The organism is Streptomyces sp. NBC_00483, from assembly GCF_036013745.1.
Classification (GTDB): Bacteria; Actinomycetota; Actinomycetes; order Streptomycetales; family Streptomycetaceae; genus Streptomyces.
In genome coordinates this window covers 940881-962612 of the sequence record NZ_CP107880.1, presented here as the reverse complement: position 1 = coordinate 962612, position 21732 = coordinate 940881, and the positions used below count along the sequence as shown (strand labels likewise).

The 21732-nt window shown below is 71.3% G+C and carries 16 protein-coding genes; 11 read left to right on the top strand and 5 right to left on the bottom strand.

Going from position 1 to position 21732, the window contains the following annotated elements; translation table 11 throughout:
* Window positions 1–36 precede the first annotated feature (36 nt).
* On the top strand, window positions 37–480 hold the full coding sequence (locus OHA73_RS04140) for a nitroreductase family deazaflavin-dependent oxidoreductase (protein ID WP_266717284.1): 444 nt from the start codon (window positions 37–39) through the stop codon (window positions 478–480).
* Between the two features lie 41 nt (window positions 481–521).
* Here OHA73_RS04140 and OHA73_RS04135 read toward each other — a convergent pair whose 3' ends face one another.
* Window positions 522–1175, bottom strand: a complete 654-nt coding sequence (locus OHA73_RS04135; RefSeq protein WP_266717285.1) for a TetR/AcrR family transcriptional regulator — start codon at window positions 1173–1175, stop codon at window positions 522–524.
* A 194-nt stretch (window positions 1176–1369) separates the two neighbouring features.
* On the opposite strand from OHA73_RS04135, the gene OHA73_RS04130 reads away from it, so the two are divergent.
* Both OHA73_RS04130 and OHA73_RS04125 read left to right on the top strand, forming a co-directional pair.
* Complete coding sequence (locus OHA73_RS04130) at window positions 1370–2332, top strand: alpha/beta hydrolase (protein ID WP_327654202.1); 963 nt, start codon at window positions 1370–1372, stop codon at window positions 2330–2332.
* A gap of 78 nt (window positions 2333–2410) precedes the next feature.
* Window positions 2411–3208, top strand: a complete 798-nt coding sequence (locus tag OHA73_RS04125) for an NAD(P)-binding domain-containing protein (RefSeq protein WP_327654201.1) — start codon at window positions 2411–2413, stop codon at window positions 3206–3208.
* Between the two features lie 291 nt (window positions 3209–3499).
* On the opposite strand, the gene gndA is transcribed toward OHA73_RS04125, so the two are convergent.
* On the bottom strand, window positions 3500–4939 hold the full coding sequence (gene gndA / locus OHA73_RS04120) for an NADP-dependent phosphogluconate dehydrogenase (RefSeq protein WP_327654200.1): 1440 nt from the start codon (window positions 4937–4939) through the stop codon (window positions 3500–3502).
* A gap of 146 nt (window positions 4940–5085) precedes the next feature.
* On the opposite strand from gndA, the gene OHA73_RS04115 reads away from it, so the two are divergent.
* Window positions 5086–6057: an acetylxylan esterase gene (locus OHA73_RS04115; RefSeq protein WP_327654199.1), complete on the top strand. Its 972-nt coding sequence runs from the start codon at window positions 5086–5088 to the stop codon at window positions 6055–6057.
* A gap of 87 nt (window positions 6058–6144) precedes the next feature.
* A complete protein-coding gene (locus OHA73_RS04110; RefSeq protein ID WP_327654198.1) occupies window positions 6145–7251 on the top strand; it encodes a transglycosylase family protein in 1107 nt (368 codons plus the stop codon).
* Between the two features lie 51 nt (window positions 7252–7302).
* Here the strand turns inward: OHA73_RS04110 and OHA73_RS04105 are convergent, their stop codons facing one another.
* On the bottom strand, window positions 7303–8310 hold the full coding sequence (locus tag OHA73_RS04105; protein WP_266717295.1) for a DMT family transporter: 1008 nt from the start codon (window positions 8308–8310) through the stop codon (window positions 7303–7305).
* A gap of 297 nt (window positions 8311–8607) precedes the next feature.
* Between OHA73_RS04105 and glgA the strand changes: the two genes are divergently transcribed.
* From glgA to OHA73_RS04085, 4 genes are read left to right on the top strand one after another with little or no spacing between them, the layout of a single operon-like run.
* Entirely contained in the window at window positions 8608–9765 is a 1158-nt protein-coding gene (gene glgA / locus OHA73_RS04100; RefSeq protein WP_327658405.1) for a glycogen synthase, read from the top strand.
* A gap of 17 nt (window positions 9766–9782) precedes the next feature.
* Window positions 9783–11000: a glucose-1-phosphate adenylyltransferase gene (gene glgC / locus OHA73_RS04095; protein ID WP_266717297.1), complete on the top strand. Its 1218-nt coding sequence runs from the start codon at window positions 9783–9785 to the stop codon at window positions 10998–11000.
* A 45-nt stretch (window positions 11001–11045) separates the two neighbouring features.
* Entirely contained in the window at window positions 11046–11477 is a 432-nt protein-coding gene (locus OHA73_RS04090) for a hypothetical protein (RefSeq protein ID WP_327654197.1), read from the top strand.
* A complete protein-coding gene (locus OHA73_RS04085; protein WP_327654196.1) occupies window positions 11462–14599 on the top strand; it encodes an ATP-binding protein in 3138 nt (1045 codons plus the stop codon). The genes OHA73_RS04090 and OHA73_RS04085 overlap by 16 nt, the downstream gene beginning before the upstream one ends.
* Here the strand turns inward: OHA73_RS04085 and OHA73_RS04080 are convergent.
* Entirely contained in the window at window positions 14580–15377 is a 798-nt protein-coding gene (locus OHA73_RS04080; RefSeq protein WP_327654195.1) for an ABC transporter permease, read from the bottom strand. The genes OHA73_RS04085 and OHA73_RS04080 overlap by 20 nt on opposite strands.
* Window positions 15374–16351 carry an ATP-binding cassette domain-containing protein gene (locus OHA73_RS04075; RefSeq protein ID WP_327654194.1) on the bottom strand — a complete coding sequence of 326 codons (978 nt, stop codon included), beginning with the start codon at window positions 16349–16351 and terminating at the stop codon, window positions 15374–15376. The genes OHA73_RS04080 and OHA73_RS04075 overlap by 4 nt, the downstream gene beginning before the upstream one ends.
* Window positions 16352–16572: 221 nt before the next feature.
* Between OHA73_RS04075 and OHA73_RS04070 the strand changes: the two genes are divergently transcribed.
* Both OHA73_RS04070 and OHA73_RS04065 read left to right on the top strand, forming a co-directional pair.
* Window positions 16573–19221, top strand: a complete 2649-nt coding sequence (locus OHA73_RS04070; protein WP_443063029.1) for a PA14 domain-containing protein — start codon at window positions 16573–16575, stop codon at window positions 19219–19221.
* 63 nt (window positions 19222–19284) lie between these two features.
* Window positions 19285–21687 (top strand): beta-L-arabinofuranosidase domain-containing protein, encoded by a 2403-nt coding sequence (locus tag OHA73_RS04065; protein WP_327654193.1) that lies wholly within the window; start codon window positions 19285–19287, stop codon window positions 21685–21687.
* Window positions 21688–21732: the final 45 nt, after the last annotated feature.

The window sequence follows — 21732 nt, the reverse complement described above, 5'->3', positions numbered from 1 at the left end:
CGACCGGCCGGCTCCCCGAACCAGGAGGCAGTCCGCATGACCGACCCCGGCACCGACGTCGTCATCAGCCCCACCGGCTGGGTCGCCGAACAGGCCCGCACCTACGAGGAGTCCGGCGGCACCAAGGGCACCAGCATCCACGGCGCCCCGTGCCTGCTCCTCGACTACGAGGGCCGCAAGAGCGGCCAGTGGCGGCGCACCGTCCTGATCTACGGCACGGACGGTGACGACCAGCTGATCGTGGCGTCGTACGGCGGCTCGGACCAGCACCCGCAGTGGTACCTGAACCTTGAGGCCAACCCCGAGGTCCGGCTGCGTGTGGGAACCGAGCGGTTCACGGCGCGCGCCGAGACCCTGTCGCCGCAGGACAAGGCGCGGGTGTGGGACTCCCTGGTGGAGCTGTTCCCGGACTACGCGGTCTACCAGAAGAAGACGAGCCGCGACATTCCCGTCGTACGGCTGCGCCGCACCGAAGGCTGAGAATCGGCCCGGTCGTCACTCGCCGCACCACCCCGCCCGCGTCAGGGAATCGCGGCCTCGATCCGGGCGAGGTGGGCGGCGAGGATCTCGTCGAACGCCGCACCGCGGTCGGCCCCGAGGGGGCGGATCTCGCGGGCGAAGTGGGCCAGGGCGGGGAAGCGCTCGGGGTCGGCACCCAGCACCGCGACCCGGAACTGCTCCATGCCCTGCTCGTACTCGCCGGGGGTGAGGCTGCCGATGCCCGCCTCGGAGGCGATCAGCGAGGCGACGAGGATCACGATCCGGTGGTAGCGGGCCGGAATCTCCTCATCGGGCAGGCCCGAGGTCCGCAAGGCCTGTAGTACCTCTTCCATGACCAGCCGGGAGCCGGCACCTCCGGACGCGTAGCGCCCCCAGACCGCGGCGAGTTGAGGGTGCTCGCCGAAGGACTCCCGCAGACGCAGGGCCGTCGCGGTGATGCGCTGCTTCCAGTCACCCTCGGGGCGGTAGCCCTCCATCGCGGCCGCAAGGATGCGGTCGGCGACCGCGCGCAGCAGCTCCGTCTTGTTGCGGAAGTGCCGGTACAGGCTGGAGGAGTCCGTCCCGAGAGCGCCGGCGAGCTTGCGCACACTGAACGACTCGGCGTCGCTCGTGCGCAGCAGCTCCGCCGCCGTGTCCAGGATCTCCTCGGTCGACCAGCGCCTTCGGGCTGCCATTTTTCCCCTCTCGTCCCGGCCGAGCCTAGCTCATGCACATGGCCATGCACCCGGCACTGCACTGAGCGTAGTTCTCAGTAATGCACTTGGTTATGCACGCACCGCGTGCATACTAAGGACACATGCCCGACCGGGCCTCCCGATCGGGAGCAGCGAAGAGACGAAGCAGCGAACAGACGCAGGGGAGACGGGACATGAGTGAGACCACTGCTGTGGAGCGGCCGCCGGAGCCGGACTTCTCGGCGATCACCAACGAGGAACTGATCGCCTACCGCGAGGCGGAGAACCGCTTCAGGGCGTCCCGCGCGGCTCGGGCGGTCCTCGGCGAGCCGGACCCGGACGCGGTCGTCGACTGGCGGAACGTGGCGCTGCCTGGCCGCGACCTGCCTGTCCGGGTGTACCGGCCGGTGGCGACGCGGGACGCGGAGGCCGGCGGCCGGGTCGATCTGCCGCTCGTGATCCATGTGCACGGAGGAGGCTTCGTGGGCACGGCGGCGCAGTGTGACTGGGCCAACAGTCACCTCGCCGCCCGGCTCCCCGCGGTCGTCGTCTCGGTCGAGCATCGCCTCGTCGCCCAGGACAGCACGCTCCCGCATGCCGCCGACGACGGCTGGGACGTGCTGCGGCACGTGGTGCGGAACGCCGAGCGGTGGGGCGTCGACCCGGCGCGCACGGCCGTCTTCGGCGAGAGCTTCGGCGGGCTGATCAGTGCCCTGAGCGCGATCCGGGCCCGCGAGGCCGGCCTGCGGCTCAGGGCGCAGGTCCTGGTCAATCCCGCGGTCGACGTGACCGACACGATGGAGGACCACCCCTCGACGGCCGAGTACGCGTACAGCCCGACCCGCGCCCTGCCGCTACTGCGCTTCCTGCGGCGACTGTCCGTCCCGCCGGGGATCGATGCCCGCGCGTACTCGCCGCTGTACGCGGACGACCTGGGCGGACTCGCGCCGGCGCTCGTGGTGGTGCCGACCCAGGACGCGGTGGCCGACCACGGCCGTCGCTACGCCGAACGACTGCGGGAGGCCGGGACACCCGTGAGGCTCACCGAATACCCGGGAGCGAAGCATGCGTTCCTCTCCCTGCCGGGCATGGAACCGCAGGCCGAGGTCGCCCGTACGGAGATCCGCGAGTTCCTCGGTGCGGCTCTGGCGGACTGAACGAGGTGCTGCGCGACAGGCCTGTCGCGCAGCACCCGCCTCGACGTGATCACGGACCCATGGAGGAGGAGACAGGTGGTGGAGGACGAGACGGTGCGACGCGTCGGCATCATCGGGGTGGGCGAGATCGGCCGGGCCGTCGTCGAGGGCCTGCGCCACGAGGGCGGTGCTTGGCCGGATGTGTTCCTCTCCCCGCGGGGAGCCCGCACGGCCGAGGCACTGTCCGAGCAGTACGCGGGTGTCACGGTGTGCGCCGACAACCAAGAGGTGTTGGACCGCTCCGAGTTGGTGCTCCTCGCGGTGCGCCGCCGGGACCGGCACGACGCCGTGGCCGGACTACGGATCGACGGCGACAGGGTCGTGGTCAACGTGATGGCCGGCGTCGGCAATGACGAACTGCGTCGAACGCTCGGCACCGACGTCCCGTTGGTCCGCGCCATCCCCCTGCCGACCATCCGCGAACGCCGCTCCGTCACGGTCGTGCACCCCTCGCACCCGGAGGTGGATGCCTTCTTCGCGCGAATGGGCGGCGCGCTGCCCGTCGCGGACGAGGCCGCCTTCAACGTTCTCTCCGCGCTGACCGGCACGTTGACCACCCACTACGCGTATCTCGCGACGCTCGCCGCATGGGCTGCCGACCACGGCATCGCCCCCGACGACGCCGACCGCTACGTCCGCGGCCTCTTCCAGGGCGTCGGCCGCTCGTTGGGCGACGGGACCCGCTCCCTGGACCGACTCGCGGCCGACCACGAGACGCCGAACGGGAACAACGAACGCATCCGCACCACCTGGTTCGATCCGGCCAACGTCGAGGCCCTCGCGCAGGCGCTCGACGAGCTGCTCGCCGACCTCGGCCGGCCACTCGACGGGTCGTAGGCGTGGACTCGGCGGGCGTGGGCACGCGAGCCGGGAGACAGTGGAAAGGTCCCCTCCGAACCGTTGGAGGAACCAACGATGACCCAACCGTTCCCCGATTCCGTCCCGCCGACCCCCACGCCCGGGCCCGGCCCCGGTCCCGACCGGCCGGATCCCGGTCCGATGCCGGACCCATTCCCGACGCCGGTGCCCGAGCCCTCGCCGCGGCCCTCGCCGTCACCGACGCCGCCGCTGCCGGACCCGGACCCCGATCCACACCCACCGGAGCCCGAGCCCTCACCGGCTTAGCGGCTACGCGTCGACCTCGGAGCGGTCACCGCCCCACAGCGTGTGGAACGAGCCCTCCCGGTCGACCCTGCGGTACGTGTGCGCGCCGAAGAAGTCCCGCTGGCCCTGTGTGAGCGCGGCCGGCAGGCGCTCGGCGCGCAGCGCGTCGTAGTAGGCGAGCGCGGCGGCGAAGCCCGGCGTGGGCACACCCTGCGTGGTCGCCGCGACCAGGACCGAGCGCCAGTCGTCCTGCGCCGCGGCGATCTCGTCGGCGAAGCCCTTGTCGGACAGCAGCGAGACCAGGTTCGGCTCCGCCTCGTACGCCGCCGTGATCCGGTCGAGGAACGCGGCACGGATGATGCAGCCGCCGCGCCAGATCCGGGCCACCGCACCGGAGTCGATGTTCCAGTCGTACTCCTCGCTGCCCGCGGAGATCTCGTGGAAGCCCTGCGTGTACGACACGATCTTCGAGGCGTACAGGGCCTGTTCGACGCGGTCGGCGAAGGCGGCCGCCTCCGACTCGCTCAGTGCCACGGCCGTCGGCCCCGCCAACTCGCTTGAAGCGGTGCGCAGTTCCGCGTGCCCGGACAGGGAGCGCGCGAACACCGCCTCCGCGATGCCGGACACCGGCACGCCCAGGTCGAGCGCGATCTGCACCGTCCAGCGGCCGGTGCCCTTCTGCTCGGCCTGGTCCTGGACGACGTCCACGAAGGGCTTGCCGGTCGCCTCGTCCACGTGGGAGAGGACCTCGGCCGTGATCTCGATCAGGTAGGAGTCGAGGCGGCCCGTGTTCCAGGTGCGGAAGATGTCGGCGATCTGTGCCGGGGAGTACCCGGCCACGTCGCGCAGCAACTGGTAGGCCTCGCCGATGAGTTGCATGTCGGCGTACTCGATGCCGTTGTGCACCATCTTGACGAAGTGGCCCGCCCCGTCGGGGCCGACGTGCGTCACGCAGGGCGCGCCGTCCTTCGCCTTGGCGGAGATCTTCTCCAGCATCGGGCCGAGCGAGGCGTACGACTCGACGCTGCCGCCGGGCATGATGCTCGGCCCGTGCAGCGCGCCCTCCTCGCCGCCGGAGACGCCGGTGCCGACGAAGTGGATGCCCTGCTCGCGCAGTTCCTTCTCACGGCGACGGGTGTCCGCGAAGTGCGCGTTGCCGCCGTCGATGATCATGTCGCCCGACTCCATGAGCGGCGCGAACTCCTTGATCACCGCGTCCGTCGGCTCGCCCGCCTTCACCATGATGACCAGGCGCCGCGGCCGCTCCAGCGCGGCCACGAACTCCTCGGCCGTCTCGGTCGGTACGAAGATGCCCTCCTCGCCGAACTCCTCGACCAGCGCGTGCGTACGGGACGCCGTGCGGTTGTGAAGGGCGACCCTGTAGCCGTTGCGGGCGAAGTTCCGGGCGAGATTGCGCCCCATCACAGCGAGCCCTGTGACACCGATCTGGGCTGTGTCGCTCATGCCTGCCGCTCCTGTCGCTTCTGTTGCTTGTGCCTGCGGAAAATGAAAGATCTTGTTCATTTCTGGTGGGGGTCGAGTTAGGTTGGCGATCCGACCCCACCATGGATTCTCTCCACCGTGGACTCTCTACGAAATTGGAGCCGTGCGTGCCTCATTTCGACCTGTCACTCGATGCGTTGCGTACTTATCAGCCGGAGTTGACCGCCCCCGACGACTTCGACGCCTTCTGGGAGAAGACCCTGGTCGAGGCCAGGGAGCACGACCTGGACGCACGCTTCGAGCCCGTCGATGTCCCGTACACGGCAGTCGACGTATTCGACGTTACGTACGCGGGCTTCGGCGGGCATCCCGTGAAGGGCTGGCTGGTCCTTCCGGCAGGCGCGAACGAGCCGCTTCCGGCCGTTGTCGAGTACATCGGCTACGGGGGCGGCCGCGGCCTGCCGCACACCCACCTGCGCTGGGCGGCCGCCGGGTTCGCGCACTTCGTGATGGACACCCGCGGGCAGGGCAGCGGCGGCAGCGTCGGCGACACCCCCGACCCGGTCGGCTCCACGCCGTCCCAGCCGGGCTTCATGACGCGCGGCATCCAGGACCCGCACGAGTACTACTACCGCCGCGTCTACACGGACGCCGTGCGCGCCGTCGACGCGGCCCGCTCGCACCCGCTCGTGGACGCCTCGCGGGTCGCCGTCGCCGGCGGCAGCCAGGGCGGCGGCATCACGATCGCCGTGGCGGGCCTCGTGCCCGACCTGCGGGCTGCCGCGCCCGACGTGCCGTTCCTGTGCGACTTCCGGCGCGCGGCCACGCTCACCGAGCGTCACCCGTACCGGGAGATCGCCCTCTACCTCAAGGCCCACATCGGCGAGGACGAGCGCGCCTTCCGCACGCTCTCCTACTTCGACGGCATCAACTTCGCGGCGCGTGCCACGGCGCCGACCCTGTTCTCCGCCGCCCTGGAGGACCTGACCTGCCCGCCGTCCACGGTCTTCGGCGCGTACAACCACTGGGCGGGCGCCGAGAAGTCGATCGAGGTGTACACGTTCAACGACCACGAGGGCGGCGGCCCCTTCCAGCAGGCCGCACAACTTCGTTGGATTCCTGGGCACTTGAGGGGCTGAATCCCGCCAAGGTGGCTCGGGGCACTCTTGTCCACTTACGTAGGAGCGGCTAATTTGCCGCTCCTACGTGTGGCTGAGGGGGCATTCATGGCGTTACGTGGCCGGCACCGCCGGTATCAGCCGAGCCGGGTCAATCGGGCGTCGCTCACCGTGACCGTGGGCGGTGTGGGCATGGCGATACCGATCGTCGGCGCGAGCACGGCGCAGGCCGCGGACGCGCACACGTGGAACAAGGTCGCCGCGTGCGAGTCCTCCGGGAACTGGAGCATCAACAGCGGCAACGGGTTCTTCGGCGGACTCCAGTTCACCCGCTCCACCTGGGCCGCGTACGGCGGCACCGCCTACGCGCCGCGCGCCGACCTCGCCACCAGGGACCAGCAGATCGCCGTGGCGGAGAAGGTGCTCAAGGGGCAGGGGCCCGGCGCCTGGCCGGTGTGCTCGCAGCGCGCGGACCTCACCCGCACGACCGCGACGCCGGACGTGCGGCCGCAGGCCACGCCGCAGTCACGGGCGGGACGCGCCCAGATGTACCGCGTCGTCAGCGGGGACAGCCTCTCCGGAATCGCCGCCGAGCGGTCCGTGAAGGGCGGTTGGCGGGCGCTGTACGCGGCGAATCGCGCCACGATCGGCTCCGACCCGGACCTGATCACGCCGGGGCAGCGCCTCGCCGTGTCGGGGAAGGGTAAGGGCGAGACGCAGGCGCAGCCCGCGAAGAAGGCCTCGAAGCCCGCCGCCAAGACTTCCGAGAATCCCGTCGCCAAGAAGTCCGACACGGCGAAGGCCACCACGCACAACGCCGTCGCTCCCGTCGCCGCGTCCCTCGGCACCCCCTACCGCGCCGCCGGTTCGTCCTGGTCGAAGGGCTACCACACGGGCGTCGACTTCGCGGTGCCCACCGGGACGTCCGTGAAGGCCATCACCGCCGGGAACGTCGTCTCGGCCGGCTGGGGCGGCTCGTACGGCTACGAAGTGGTGATCCGGCACGCCGACGGCAAGTACAGCCAGTACGGGCACCTGTCGGCGCTGACGGTGAAGAGCGGCCAGCGCGTGGTGGCGGGCCAGCGCATCGCACGCTCCGGCTCCACGGGCAACAGCACGGGCCCGCATCTGCACTTCGAGGTGCGGACGGGGCCCGGGTTCGGCAGTGACGTGGACCCGCTGGCGTATCTGCGGGCCCGCGGCGTCAGGATCTGAGCGTCCCAGAGGCCTCAGGGACCGAGTGTCCGAGAGGCCTCAGGGCCGGTATCAGGACGACCGGATGTCCTCGGCCGTCCAGCCCCCGCACGGCGGCTTCTGCCGGGGGCCCGGCGCGCGCTGCGGCAGCGGCACGGAGTCGAGCCCGGCCGGGCTGTCCGGCACCACGGGCGGGATCACCGGTGACGCTCCGTGCGGGAGGGTGGTGACGACCGAGGCGCGCGACCGGCGGCCGCGCCCGATGCGCTCCGTCGTCAGCAGGATCAGGCCGCCCGCCGCCACGACGCCGCAGGCGAGCGCGAGCATCGTGCCGATCGTGCCGTACCGGAACGATTCGCCGAACATGGTGAGGCCGATGGTCGCCGCCACCACGGGGTTCACGACCGTCGCGGTCGCCAGTGGTGCGGCGAGCCCTGCGCCCCGGTAGGAGGCCTGCGACAGCAGCATCCCGGTCACGGCCAGGCCCGCGATCGCGAGGAGCGTGGCGAGCTGTTCCAGCGGCTGCCCGGTCCAGTCCTCGGTCACGGACTTCGTGAACACCGACGCCATGCCGAACGCGCCGCCGGCCGCCACCGCGAGCAGCACCGCGCGCACCACGGGGTGCCGGTGCGCCACGCGGGCCGACGACATCAGGGTCAGCACGCCGCCCACCGTGATCAGACCGACGAACAGGCGCTGCGTCCCGTCCAGCGACTGCTCGGTCGTGGACCCGGTCAGCGAGAGCAGCCCCGCGAGGCCGACCGTCGCCATGATCGCGCCGCGCCAGGCCGTCGCCCCGGCCCTGCGCCCCACCAGGAGCGCCGACATCGGCAGCGCGAGCACGATCGTGAGGGCGCCCAGCGGCTGTACGACGCTGAGGGGGCCGAAGGCGAGCGCCGCGACGTGCAGCAGCGCACCCAGGCCGTTCAGGCATCCGGCGCCCCACCAGGCGGGCCGGCGCAGGGGGGCGTACGCCGCCTTGGGCGACGTCACGGCCACGCGCTCCTGCACGATCGCCCCGCCCGCGTACGCGACGGCGGAGACGAGCGAGAGCAGCACGGAAAGCACCAGGTCGCTCATGAGGCGCCCCTGGGGGTGCAGCGTGGCGCACGGTCGCTTCTCATACTCTCTACGATCGCTCTTTTCACCTCTCCCTGTCGTCCGACTTGAGCACGCATTGGGTCCTACTCCCGTTGGAGTAGGCCGCATCCTGATTCATCCCCAGGGCGGGTGCCCCAGGGACCCGGGGGAGACTCGGGCCCGTTACGGTCCGCGCTCTTCCGCACGGGCCCTCCATGGGTGACCATGAGGTGCGCTTTCGAACAGCGATCCGGAGCGAGTGTCGCCGACCGACGACTACGGGGGCCGCGCGTGCGTGTGGGACTGCTGACCAGGGAGTACCCGCCGGATGTCTACGGCGGTGCCGGAGTGCACGTGGAGTTCCTGGCGCGCGAGCTGCGCCCCCTCGTCGACCTCGAGGTGCACACGTGGGGCGAGGGAGCGGCCGACGGCGTGCGCCGGCACCGGGCCTGGCCCGCGCTCGACGGTGCGAACGACGCGCTGCGCACGCTCTCCGTGGACCTGGCCATCGCCGCGGCCATCGAAGGCCGCGACCTCGCGCACTCCCACACCTGGTACACGAACCTCGCCGGGCATCTGGCGGCGCTGCACCTCGGGATACCGCACGTGATGACCGCGCACTCCCTGGAGCCGCTGCGCCCCTGGAAGGCCGAGCAGCTGGGCGGCGGCTACGCGCTGTCGGCATGGGCCGAGCGGACCGCGATCGAGGCCGCGGACGGCGTGATCGCCGTGTCGCACGCGATGCGCAAGGACATCCTCGCCTGCTATCCGGCCCTGGAGCCGAAGAAGGTCCGTGTAGTGCACAACGGCATCGACGTCTCGCTCTACCACGCGGACGCCGGCACGGACGTGCTGCGCCGCTACGACATCGACCCGCAGCGCCCCTACATCCTCTTCGTCGGCCGCATCACCCGGCAGAAGGGCGTGCCCCATCTGCTGCGCGCGGCAAAGGGGCTGACGAAGGACGTCCAGGTCGTGCTCTGCGCGGGCGCGCCCGACACCCCGGAGGTCGGGCGCGAGTTCCGGGAGCTGGTCGACGAGTTGAAGGCCACGCGCGACGGGGTGCGCTGGATCCCCGCCATGCTGCCGCGCGCCGAGGTCATCCAACTGCTCACGCACGCCTCGGTGTTCGCGTGCCCCTCCGTGTACGAGCCGCTCGGCATCGTCAACCTGGAGGCGATGGCCTGCGGCACCGCGGTGGTCGCCTCGCAGGTCGGCGGCATCCCCGAGGTCGTCGCGGACGGTGAGACGGGGCTGCTCGTCCCGTACGCGGCCGCGGAGCCCGAGGCCTTCGAGGCGGGGCTCGCGGTCGCCCTGAACCGGGTCGTCGCCGATCCCGGTGCGGCGCGGGCGATGGGAGAGGCGGGTCGGGAGCGGGCGGCGGCGGAGTTCGGCTGGGACGCGATCGCCCGGCGCACGGTCGACGTGTACCAGGAGATTCTCAACGGTACGTGAATCACAGGGGGGTTGGGATGCGCGGCGGACCTTCGGTGCTCGGGATCGTGCTGGCAGGTGGGGAGGGCAAGCGGCTGATGCCGCTCACCGCGGACCGGGCGAAGCCCGCGGTGACGTTCGGCGGGACCTACCGCCTGGTCGACTTCGCCCTGTCCAATCTCGTCAACGGCGACATCCTGCGCATCTGCGTCCTGACGCAGTACAAGTCGCACTCGCTGGACCGGCACGTCACGACCACCTGGCGGATGTCGAGCCTGCTCGGCAACTACGTCACCCCGGTCCCGGCCCAGCAGCGACTCGGGCCGCGCTGGTACTCGGGCAGCGCAGACGCGATCCTGCAGTCCCTCAACCTGGTCCACGACGAACAGCCCGACTACATCGCGGTGTTCGGCGCCGACCACGTGTACCGGATGGATCCGCGGCAGATGCTCGCCCAGCACATCGAGTCGGGCGCGGGCGTCACGGTGGCGGGCATCCGGGTGCCGCGCGGGGAGGCGTCCCAGTTCGGGATCATCACGCCGGCCCGTGACGGCACGCGCATCGACGCCTTCCTGGAGAAGCCGACCGATCCGCCGCCGCTGCCCGGCACCCCGAACCAGGTGTTTGCATCGATGGGCAACTACCTGTTCACCTCGAAGGTCCTCGTCGACGCGCTGACGACCGACGCCGAGGACGCCAACTCCGCGCACGACATGGGCGGTTCGATCGTGCCGATGCTCACTGAGCGAGGCGTCGCCCAGCTCTACGACTTCGACGGCAACCACGTGCCGGGGGAGACGGACCGCGACCACGGCTACTGGCGCGACGTCGGCACCCTCGACGCCTACTACGAGGCCCACATGGACCTCATCTCGGACACCCCGGTCTTCAACCTCGACAACCGCCGCTGGCCGATCTACACCCACCCCGGCCAGCTGCCGCCCGCCAAGTTCTGCGCGGGCGGCATCGCGGCCGAGTCCATCGTCAGCCCCGGCTGCGTCATCCGCGGCCAGGTCACCCGCTCCGTACTCTCACCGGGCGTCGTCGTCGAGGACGGCGCGGTCGTCCAGGGCTCGGTCCTGCACGACAACGTACGGGTCGGCAGAGGAGCGGTGGTACGCGGCGCCGTCCTCGACAAAAACGTGGAGGTCCCGGTCGGCGCAACCATCGGCGTCAACCCGGGCCGCGACGCGGAGCTCTACACCGTGTCGAAGTCGGGAGTCATCGCGCTCGGCAAGGGGCAGTCGGTGCACTGAGCAGAAAGGGGAGGGCGCGCCGGTGGCCGGTGCTGTACTTGGCTCATGAAAGCGCTGCTGGTGCTGTCCGTGCCGCTCTTGGTGTTCGCCCTGCCGACGTGCGGCCTGTGGCTGCTGGGGCGACGAGCGAAGGTCCCGGCCTGGATGCTGACCGTGTTCCTGGCCGCCGGGTGGTTGACGGTGCTCGTCGGCGGGTTCCTCTCACAGCGTGCGCAACCGGCCCTGTTCCCGGAGACCTCGCCGTGCCACGGCGCCGGTACGCCGGTCTCGCGGTACCTGCCGCCGGATTCGTTCTGCCGGCACGACGACGGGGAACTGAGGACGGCCAACGGGCCGTCGGGCAAGCTCGTGTTCTGGCTCGCCCTGGGTGTAGCAGTCTCCGTGCCGGGAGTCGCCCTCGTGCGGCGCCGCGTGGAGCCGGGGCGGCGCCCGCGCCCGGCTCGCTTGGCTAACCTGCACGGATGGCCACCGACCTGACCCTCCTGCCCCGCGTCGCCCACCGCGGGCAGGAGGTCACCGCGCCCCGGCTGCGCGGCCTGCTCGCCCTCCTCGCGAGCGAGCCGCGCACCGGGTGCAGCACGGAGCGGCTGGTGGCGGGGCTGTGGCCTGAGGAGCTGCCGCAGCACCCGGGCAAGGCGGTGCAGGTGCTCGTCGCGCGGGTGCGGGCCCAGCTGGGCGCCGACGTCATCGCGAGCACGCCGACCGGTTACCGGCTCGGCCTCGCCGATGACCAGGTCGACAGCTCCGCGCTGCTGCGGTACGCCGCCGTGTGCGCGGAGCGGGCCAGGGCCGGGGACCACGCAGGCGCGCTGGCCGGGGCCGAGGCCGGACTCGCCCTGTGGGAGGGCGCCCCGGAGGAGGCCGGCGGCACGCACGATCCCGTGGCCGCGCTGCGCGCCGAACGTGGCCCGGTCCGCCGGGAACTCGCCCGCGCGCGGGCCCTCGCGCTCGCCCGGCTCGGCCGGTACGCGGAGGCCGCGGGCCCGCTGGCGGAGACCGCCGTACGGCTGCCGCGCGACGAGGAGGTGCTCGCCGAACTGCTCCGCGCCGAGGCCGCCACGGCCGGCCCTTCCACCGCGCTCGCCCGTTACGAGACGTACCGCAGTGGGCTCCGGGAGGAACTGGGTGCCGAGCCCGGTGCTCAACTCCGTCACATTCAGGCCGAGTTGCTGCGGGACGAACCGGCCGTCGTCCGGCACGGCGTACCGCACGAACCGAACCAACTCCTCGGCCGTGAACAGGACATCGCCGCGGTGGAGAGACTGCTGCGTGAGGCGCGCGCCGTGACCGTTGTCGGCCCCGGCGGACTCGGCAAGACCCGGCTCGCGTACGCCGTGACCCGCCGGGCCGGGCAACGCGTCGTGCACGCCGTGCCGTTGGCCGGTGTCCCCGCGGACGCGGACATCGCCGCGGAGGTGGCCTCCGCGCTCGGCGTGGGGGAGGGGCGGCACGGCGCCGTCGCCGGGCATGCCCCGGCCGACCCGGTGTCCGGCATCGTCCGGACGCTCGGTGCCGGACCCGCGCTGCTGGTCCTCGACAACTGCGAGCACGTCGTCGGGGCGGTCGCCGACCTCGTCCAGGCGCTGCTGTCCCGCGCCCGCGACCTGCGCGTGCTCGCCACCAGCCGGTCGCCGCTCGGGCTCACGTCGGAGGCGGTGCACGCGCTGCCGGAGCTGGGGCCCGACACCTCCGTCGAGCTGTTCGGCCAGCGGGCCAGGGCCGCGCGGCCCGGCGTCGACCTGCCGCCGGACGCGGTGGCCGAACTGTGCGGACACCTCGACGGGCTGCCGCTCGCCGTGGAGCTGGCCGCGGCGCGGGTGCGGGCCCTGTCCGTGCCCGAGATCGCGCGCCGCCTCGGCGACCGCTTCGCCCTGCTGCGCGGCGGCGTACGCGACGTCCCCGAGCGGCACCGCACCCTGCACGCCGTCGTGGAGTGGAGCTGGAACCTCCTCGCGGACGAGGCCCGCGCCGCCATGTGCACGCTGTCCGTCTTCCCCGGCGGGTTCTCCGCCGACGCGGCGGAACGGGTCCTCGGCAAGGACGCGCTGGGCGTGCTGGACGTATTGGGCGTATTGGAGCAGCTCGCCGAGCAGTCACTCCTGACCGTCGCCGACGCCCCCTCAGGGGTCCGGTTCCGGATGCTGGAGACCGTACGGGAGTTCAGCGCGGCCCGGCTCGCGGAATCCGGCGAGGAGGAACGGGCTCTCGGTCAACTCTGCTCCTGGGCACGCGAGTTCGGTGTCGCTCACTACGACACACTGCTCGGCCCGCGTTCCCCCGACACTCGCGAGCTGATCAAGTCCGAGCAGGACAACCTCGTCACCGCCCTCCGGCACGCCCTGGCCCGCGGCGAGGGGGCCACCACCGCGGCCGTCACCGCTGTACTCGCCGCCCTGTGGTCCACGGACTCGGACTTCGCCCGCCTCTTCGCCCTCGCGGCCGACACCGGCGCCCCGCTCTCGCACTACCGCCCCGAACCCGGGTACGTCGAAGTGGCCCGGGCCGCCGCGGTGTTGTGCGCGGCGAGCCTCATCGTGGACCACGCACCGCGCGTCCTGCGCCACCTCGTCACCCTGCGTCGGCTGCCCGCGGCCCCGCCGGACACGCTGCTGCGCGCCATCGCGGTCGTGCTGGTCGCCGTACCGGAGATGCTGCCTCCCGACTACGACGTGCTGCGCGAACTCTGCGACAGCGACTACCCGTTGGTCGTCTCCGTCGCCGAGAGCGTCGCCACGTACGTCTGGGAGTACGAGCACGACATCGGCCGCACGCTCGCATCGGCGCGGCGGGTCGTCGACGTCCTGGCGGCGGTCGACAGCCCGCCCCTGGAGGTCATGGGCTACTCACGGCTGAGCCAGCTGTGTCTGACGACGGGCGACGGCGACGCCGCGTACCGCTACCTCGGGGCGGCCCGCGAGGCACTGCCCCGGTTCGGCGACGAGAACGACTACGTCGGCATCCGCTGGGGATTCGCGCTCGCCTGCCTGCAACGCGCGGACCCGGACGAGGCCGAGACCTGGCAGCGGCGGGCACAGGCCGAGGGCACCGCGCAGAAGGACCCCTTCTACAGCCCGGACCTGGGAGTACGCGCCGAGATCGCGCTCGCCCGCGGCGACACCGAGGCCGGTCTTGAGCTGTGGCGCCGTGCCGTCGCACGGCTGCCCGCCGCCGGCGCACAGCACGACGGGGAGCTGTGGCACGACCCGTGGGCTCTGCAGATCCAGGCGACGGCGGTGACGGCGCACGCGTACGCGGACCGGCTCGCACCGGTCGCCGACACGGTCGACCGGCTGCGGGCCGTGCACGCGGGGCCGACCGCCGACCAGCTGGCACTCCCCGTCCTCGGCACCGTGCTGCACGCGCTCGGCGCGGCCGGGCTCACGGACCGTACCCCGGAAGCCGTACGGACGCTCGCCCTGGCCGAACGGCTGTGGGTGCTGCGGGACTTCCAGCCCACGATGGCGGCGGCCCGTGCCCGACAGGCGGCCGAGAGCGCCGACCGGGCGGCGTACACCGACGCGGTGGCCGAGTACGCCGCCCTCGGGCGGGACGAACTGCGGGACGCGGCCCGCGCCGCCGCTACGCCGGATCGCGGTTGAACAGCGCCCTCGACCAGAAGAACCCGAGTGCGGTCAGGCCCAGGCACCAGGCGACCGTGAGCCACCCGTTGTGACCGATCGGCGTGCCGAGCAGCAGTCCGCGCAGTGTCTCGATGAAGGGCGTGAACGGCTGGTACTCGGCGACCGGCCGGAACCAGCCGGGCATCGCGTCGATCGGCACGAAGGCGCTGGAGATGAACGGGAGGATGATCAGCGGCATCGCGTTGTTGCTCGCCGCCTCGGCGTTCGGACTGGCCAGGCCCATTCCGACGGCCACCCAGCTCAGCGCCACGGCCACCAGCACCGTCAGGCCGAACGCCGCCAGCCACTCCAGGGCGGTCGCGTCCGTGGAGCGGAAGCCGACGGCCACCGCGACCGCGCCGACGACAACGACGCCGGCGACCGCTTGCAGCACGCTACCCACGACATGCCCGATCAGCACGGACCCGCGGTGGATGGCCATCGTACGGAAACGGGCCATGATCCCTTCCGTCATGTCCATCGTGACCGAGATCGCGGTCCCGGCCGGAGTGGCGCCGATGGTCATCAGCAGGATCCCCGGCACGAGATAGCCGATGTACGCGCTCCGGTCGGCGGGGCCGCCACCGATCCCCGCGCTCATCACGTCGCCGAAGACGTACACGAAGAGCAGCAGCAGAACGATGGGTGTCAGCAGGATGTTCAGGGTGAGCGACGGGTAGCGGCGGGCGTGCAGGAAGTTGCGGCGCAGCATCGTGGACGAGTCGCGAACTGCGAGGGACAGGGCGGTGCTGCTCATCGGAGGGCCTCCTCGGGCCGGGAGGTCTGCTCGGCGCCGCCGGTCAGGGCGAAGAACACGTCGTCGAGGTCGGGGGTGTGCACGGACAGCTCGTCCGCCTCGATGCCCGCCGCGTCCAACCAGTCGAGTACGGAGCGCAGTTCGCGCTGGGTGCCGTCGCTGGGAATCCGTACCGTCAGCGCGTCGTCGTCCGTGGTGACATCGCGCAGCACGGCGACGGCGGCCCGGTAGCCGGCCGGATCGGTGAACCGCAGCCGCACATGGCCGCCCGGCACGAGCCGCTTCAGCTCCTCGGCGGAGCCCGTGGCGGCGATCCGGCCCTCGCTCAACACGGCGATGCGGTCGGCGAGTTCATCGGCCTCGTCCAGGTACTGCGTGGTGAGGAAGACGGTGACACCGTCGGCGACGAGTTCGCGGATCATGCGCCACATCGTGTGGCGGCTGCGCGGGTCGAGGCCGGTCGTCGGCTCGTCGAGGAACAGGATGCGCGGGGAGCCGACCAGCGTCATGGCGATGTCGAGGCGGCGCGTCATGCCGCCGGAGTACGTCGACGCGGGCTTGCTTGCCGCCTCGGAGAGGTCGAAGCGGTCGAGGAGCCCGGCGGCCAGCCGGCGGCCCTCGCGCCGGGGCAGATGGTGCAGATCCGCCATGATGTGCATGTTCTCCTCACCGGTGATCAGGCCATCGACGGCCGAGAACTGCCCGGTCACCCCGATCGCCGCGCGCACGGCCTGGGGGTCGGCGGCGAGGTCGTGGCCGCCGACGGACAGCTCGCCCGCGTCGGCGGTGACGAGCGTGGAGAGGATCTTGACGGCGGTGGTCTTGCCCGCGCCGTTCGGCCCGAGCAGCGAGAAGACGGAGCCGGCCGGCACCGCGAGATCGATGCCGTCGAGCACGGCCTTGTCGCCGTAGGCCTTGCGGAGCCCCTTCGCCGCGATGGCGAGGGGAGGGGGTGTCGCTGTCGTGGTGGTCATGCGGCAGAGGCTGTGGCACGGCGCACTCAGGCTGGTTTCAGTGTGGTTTCAGTGGCCATCCGGGTCCCGCGGTCTTGCCGGGGACGCGCGCCCGTGCTGTGATGCCAACTGCCCGTCCCCGCAACAATGTTCAACGAAGTCCAACGTAATACACCGCAGTTGCACAGACCCGAGCGGCGAGCCGCCACTCATCCTCGACGCGTCCCAGCACAGGAGGATCCGTGCGCACAAGAACCCCCAGAAAATCCGGACAGCCCCGAACCCTCAGACGTCACGCAAGGCATCTGTCCCTGCTCCTCACCGCGGCCCTGGGCCTCAGCGCCCTCGCGGTGGCCCCGTCCGGCGCCGCCGCCACCGCGGACGACGACCCGGTCGTGCCGCACGGACTGAAGGGCGAGTACTACACCCAGTCCGCCTCCGGCGCCTTCGACTTCGACAAGCTCAAGGCCACCGGCTTCGACCCGCAGATCGACTTCAACAGCCTCGACTCCCGTCTGTCGTCCGCGACCGGCCAGGCGGACGACGCGAGCGTGCGCTGGACCGGGAAGCTGGTGCCGGAGAAGTCCGGGCCGACAACGTTGTCTATGATCGGTGACAACGGCTTCCGGCTGTGGGTCGACAACAAGCTGGTCATCGACCACTGGGTCGACGACTGGGAGAAGGAACAGACTTCCCAGCCCGTCGACCTGACCGCGGGCAAGGCGGTCGACATCAAGGTCGAGTACTTCGAGCACATCGGCGGCTCCAACCTCCACCTGCGCTGGACCGAGCCCGGTGAGAAGAAGGAGGCCATCCCGTCCTCCGCGTTCCGGATCCCCGACGACTGGAAGTACGACGGTGCCATCGGCACCACCGTGCTCGGCGACGGCCGCACCCTGAAGCTGGACTTCGCGCAGAAGCTGGGCGCCGTCCCCGGTGACATCAACGATCACCTGAAGGCCGTCATCGGCGGCGCCAAGTGGCCGCTCGGCACGGCGAAAGCGGACCCCGACGACCCGCGCGCGCTGATCGTCGGCCTCGACGAGCCGGTCGTCGGCAACAAGGACGGCGACGCCTCGGGCCAGGCCGACGTGACGTACGACGGCAAGGGCGGGCTGGCCGGAAGCGACGGCACGGCCATCGGCTCCTTCTGGTCGAGCGGGCCCAACCACTCGACGCACGAGCTGACCACCAAGTGGGGCGACGACGTCACCCCGGCCAACGCGCACCGCGAGTACCCGCGGCCCCAGCTCACCCGTGACAAGTGGAAGAACCTCAACGGCAGTTGGGAGTTCGCCGCTGCCAAGGAGGGCGAGCAGCCGCCGGTCGGCAAGAAGCTCGGCGAGAAGATCCTCGTGCCCTACCCGGTCGAGTCCCAGCTCTCCGGCGTCCAGCGCCACGAGGACCGCATGTGGTACCGGCGCACCTTCACCGTGCCCGCCGACTGGAAGGTCGGCGACAAGCGGCGGCTGCGGCTCAACTTCGGTGCCGTGGACTGGAAGTCGGAGATCTACGTGAACGGCACGAAGGTCGCCGATCACAAGGGCGGCTACGACAAGTTCAGCGCCGATGTCACCGACGCCCTCAAGCCGGGCCGCACCCAGGAACTCATCGTCGGTGTCTACGACCCGACCGACGCCGACAACGCCGAGAACCCGCCCATGGGCAAGCAGCGGCTCGACCCCAGCGGCATCTGGTACACCCCGTCCTCCGGCATCTGGCAGACCGTGTGGATGGAGCCGGTCGCCGCAGACCACGCCACCGACCTGAAGGTGACGCCGAATGTGAAGACGGGCGAAGTGGCCGTCTCCGCAACGGGTGTTCGTGACGGTGTCCCCGTCACGGCGACGGCGTACGCGGACGGCAAGAAGGTCGCCACCGCCACCGGAACCTCCGGCGGACCGCTCACCCTGAAGATCGCCAAGCCGCACCTGTGGTCGCCCGACGACCCCTTCCTCTACGACCTCAAGGTGGGCGTAGGCGAGGACAAGGTCGGCAGCTACTTCGGGATGCGCTCGATCTCCGTCGAGAAGGTGAACGGCACGCCGCGCACCATCCTCAACGGCAAGCCGGTCTTCATGATGGCCACCCTCGACCAGGGTTTCTGGCCCGACGGCCTGCACACCGCGCCCAGCGACGACGCGCTCGCGTACGACCTGAAGATGCACAAGAAGATGGGCTTCAACTCGGTCCGCAAGCACATCAAGGTCGAACCCGACCGCTGGTTCTACTGGGCCGACAAGCTCGGCCTGATGGTCTGGCAGGACATGCCGGCGATGGAGGCCGGCACGAACCCGTCGACGGCCGCCCGCGCCGAGTTCGAGCGCGAGATGAAGATCATGATCGACCAGCACATCAACCACCCGTCGGTCGTCATGTGGGTCACCCTGAACGAGGGCTGGGGCCAGTACGACGAGGGCCGCCTCGCCACCCAGGCCAAGTCCTGGGACCCGACCCGCCTCATCAACGGCATGTCGGGCCTCAACCTCGGCAAGGACGGCGGCACCGGCGACATCATGGATGAACACGGCTACCCGAGCCCCGCCCTGCCACCCAAGCCGGACGGCGAACGCGCCCTGGTCGCGGGCGAGTACGGCGGCCTCGGCCTCGCGGTGCCGGGCCACGCCTGGTCGGTCCAGCAGTCCTACGTCGACGTGGACCCGGCGACGTACACGGACGGCTACCTCGAGAAGCTGGACGAGGTGCACAAGCTGGCCTGCAAGGGCGGCAACGGCGCCGTCTACACGCAGATCTCCGACGTCGAGGGCGAGTTGAACGGTCTGCTCACCTATGACCGCCGGGTCGTCAAGCCCGACGTGAAGCGGGTGCACGACGCCCAGCAGGCGCTGATCCGCGACGCCTCGCAGGACACCGTGGCGAACTGCTCCTGACCCGTACGCCCTTGGGGCGGGCCCGTACTCACGGGCCCGCCCCTCTTTCGTAGGAGGCACTTCATGACTGTGACTCGACGCGGCGTGCTCCAGGCCGCGACGGTGGCCTGTGCGGCCACCGCGTGGGGCGGCGCGGCCACCGCGACGGCGCGGGCGGACGCGTCGGGACCGGCCGCCGACGCGTTCACGCGCCTGCCCGTCGGCAGTGTCACCGCCGACGGGTGGCTCGCCGGCCAACTGCGCCTGGAACTGGCCGGACTGTGCGGACGGTACGAGCAGAAGTCCCACTTCCTCGACATGGACACGTGTGGCTGGATCCACCCGGAACTCGCCGGCTGGGAGGAAGTCCCGTACTGGCTGCGGGGGTTCGTGCCCCTCGCTATCGCCACTCGCGACGCCAACGCGCTTGCCACGTGCAGGCGCTGGATCGACCCCATCCTCGCCACCCAGCAGTCCGACGGATTCTTCGGGCCGCGCGCCCTGCGCACGTCGTTGAACGGAGGCCCGGACTTCTGGCCGTTCCTGCCGCTCCTTATGGCGCTGCGCACATGGGAGGAGTACACCCACGACGAGCGCATCGTGCCGTTCCTGACCCGCTTCATGACCTACATGGCGGCCCAGGGAAAGGGCGCCTTCGACAGCAGCTGGGTCTCCGTGCGCTGGGGCGACGGCATCGACACCGCGCGCTGGCTGTACGAGCGGACCGGCGACGCCTTCCTCGTGGATCTCGTCGGCAAGATGCACCGCTACGGCGCCGACTGGACGGGAAAGCTCCCCACCCCGCACAACGTCAACATCGCCCAAGGCTTCCGCGAACCCGCCCAGTACGCCCAGTGGGCCACCGAAGGGGCGGAGGAACTGCGCCGCGCCACCTACCGCACGTACGACCAAGTGCTGCACGAATACGGGCAGTTCCCCGGCGGCGGCATGGCGGGGGACGAGAACGCCCGGCCCGGGTTCGGCGACCCGCGCCAGGGGTTCGAGACCTGCGGCATCGTCGAGTTCATGGCCAGCCACGAGCTGCTCACCCGGATCACCGGCGATCCCGTGTGGGCGGACCGCTGCGAGGACCTGGCCTTCAACATGCTCCCGGCCGCCCTGGACCCGACCGGCAAGGGAATCCACTACGTCACCAGCGCCAACGGCATCGACCTCGACAACACCCGCAAGACCGACGGGCAGTTCCAGAACGGCTTCGCCATGCAGTCCTACCAGCCCGGCGTCGACCAGTACCGGTGCTGCCCGCACAACTACGGCATGGGCTGGCCCTACTTCGCCGAGGAACTGTGGCTCGCGGGGCCCGACGGCGGGCTCGTGGCCGCGATGTACGCGCCGTGCGAGGTACGCGCCGAGGTGGGCGACGGGGTGAAGGCCACGGTGCGGGAGGAGACGGAGTATCCCTTCGACGAGACGGTGACCCTGAGCGTCGGCGTGGAGCGTGCGGTGGAGTTCCCGCTGCGCCTGCGCATTCCGGGGTGGTGCGAGGCGCCGCGCCTGACGGTCAACGGGCGCCCGGTGAAGGCCGCGAAGGGGCCCTCGTTCGCGGAGGTCCGGCGCACCTGGCGGGACGGCGACGAGGTGCGGCTGCGACTGCCGCAGAGGACCGCGCTGCGCACCTGGAAGGGCAACCACGACAGCGTCAGCGTCGACCACGGCCCGCTCACGTACTCGCTGCGGATCGGCGAGAGATATGTGCGCACGGGTGGCGACGACACGTTCCCCGAGTACGACGCGCACGCCACCACCCCCTGGAACTACGGCCTGGTTCCGGGCAGTTCGGCCACCGTGCACCGCAAGGAGGGGCCGCTCGCGGACAACCCGTTCACCCTGGACGGCACGCCGCTCACGCTCACCGCGCGGGCCCGCCGCATCCCCGAGTGGATCGCCGACGAGGAGGGCGTCGTCGCACCCCTGCAACCGAGCCCCGCGCGCAGCCGGGCGGTGGTGGAGGACGTGACCCTGGTGCCGATGGGCGTGGCCCGGCTGCGGATCACCGCGTTCCCGACCGCGGCCCCGAGTGGTAGTTCGTGGACGCCACAGCCGCGCCACCACCGTGTGCTGAACCGGCACAGCGGCAAGGTCCTCGCGGTCGACGGCATGTCGACGGACAACGACGCGCGGGTCGTGCAGTTCCGCAATGCGGGCACCGGCGACCATGCGTGGCAGCTCCTGCCGGCCGACGCGGGCGCACTCCGGATCCGCAACGGCCAGAGCGGTAAGTACCTGGCAGTGAAGGGGAGTTCCACCGCCGACAGCGCGCTGGTCGTGCAGTACGAGGACGACGGCAGTGGCCGCGAGGATCTGCTGTGGGAGCGGGAGGAGCAGAGCGACGGCTGGTTCCTGCTGCGCAACCGGCACAGCGGCAAGGTGCTCGGTGTCGACGGCATGTCCACGGCCGACAGCGCACAGGTCGTGCAGTTCGCCGACAACGGGACGGAGGACCACCTGTGGCGGTTGGATTCCTGATGGGCGCAGGAGTCTTGATGGGTGCTGGAGTCTTGGTGGGCGCCG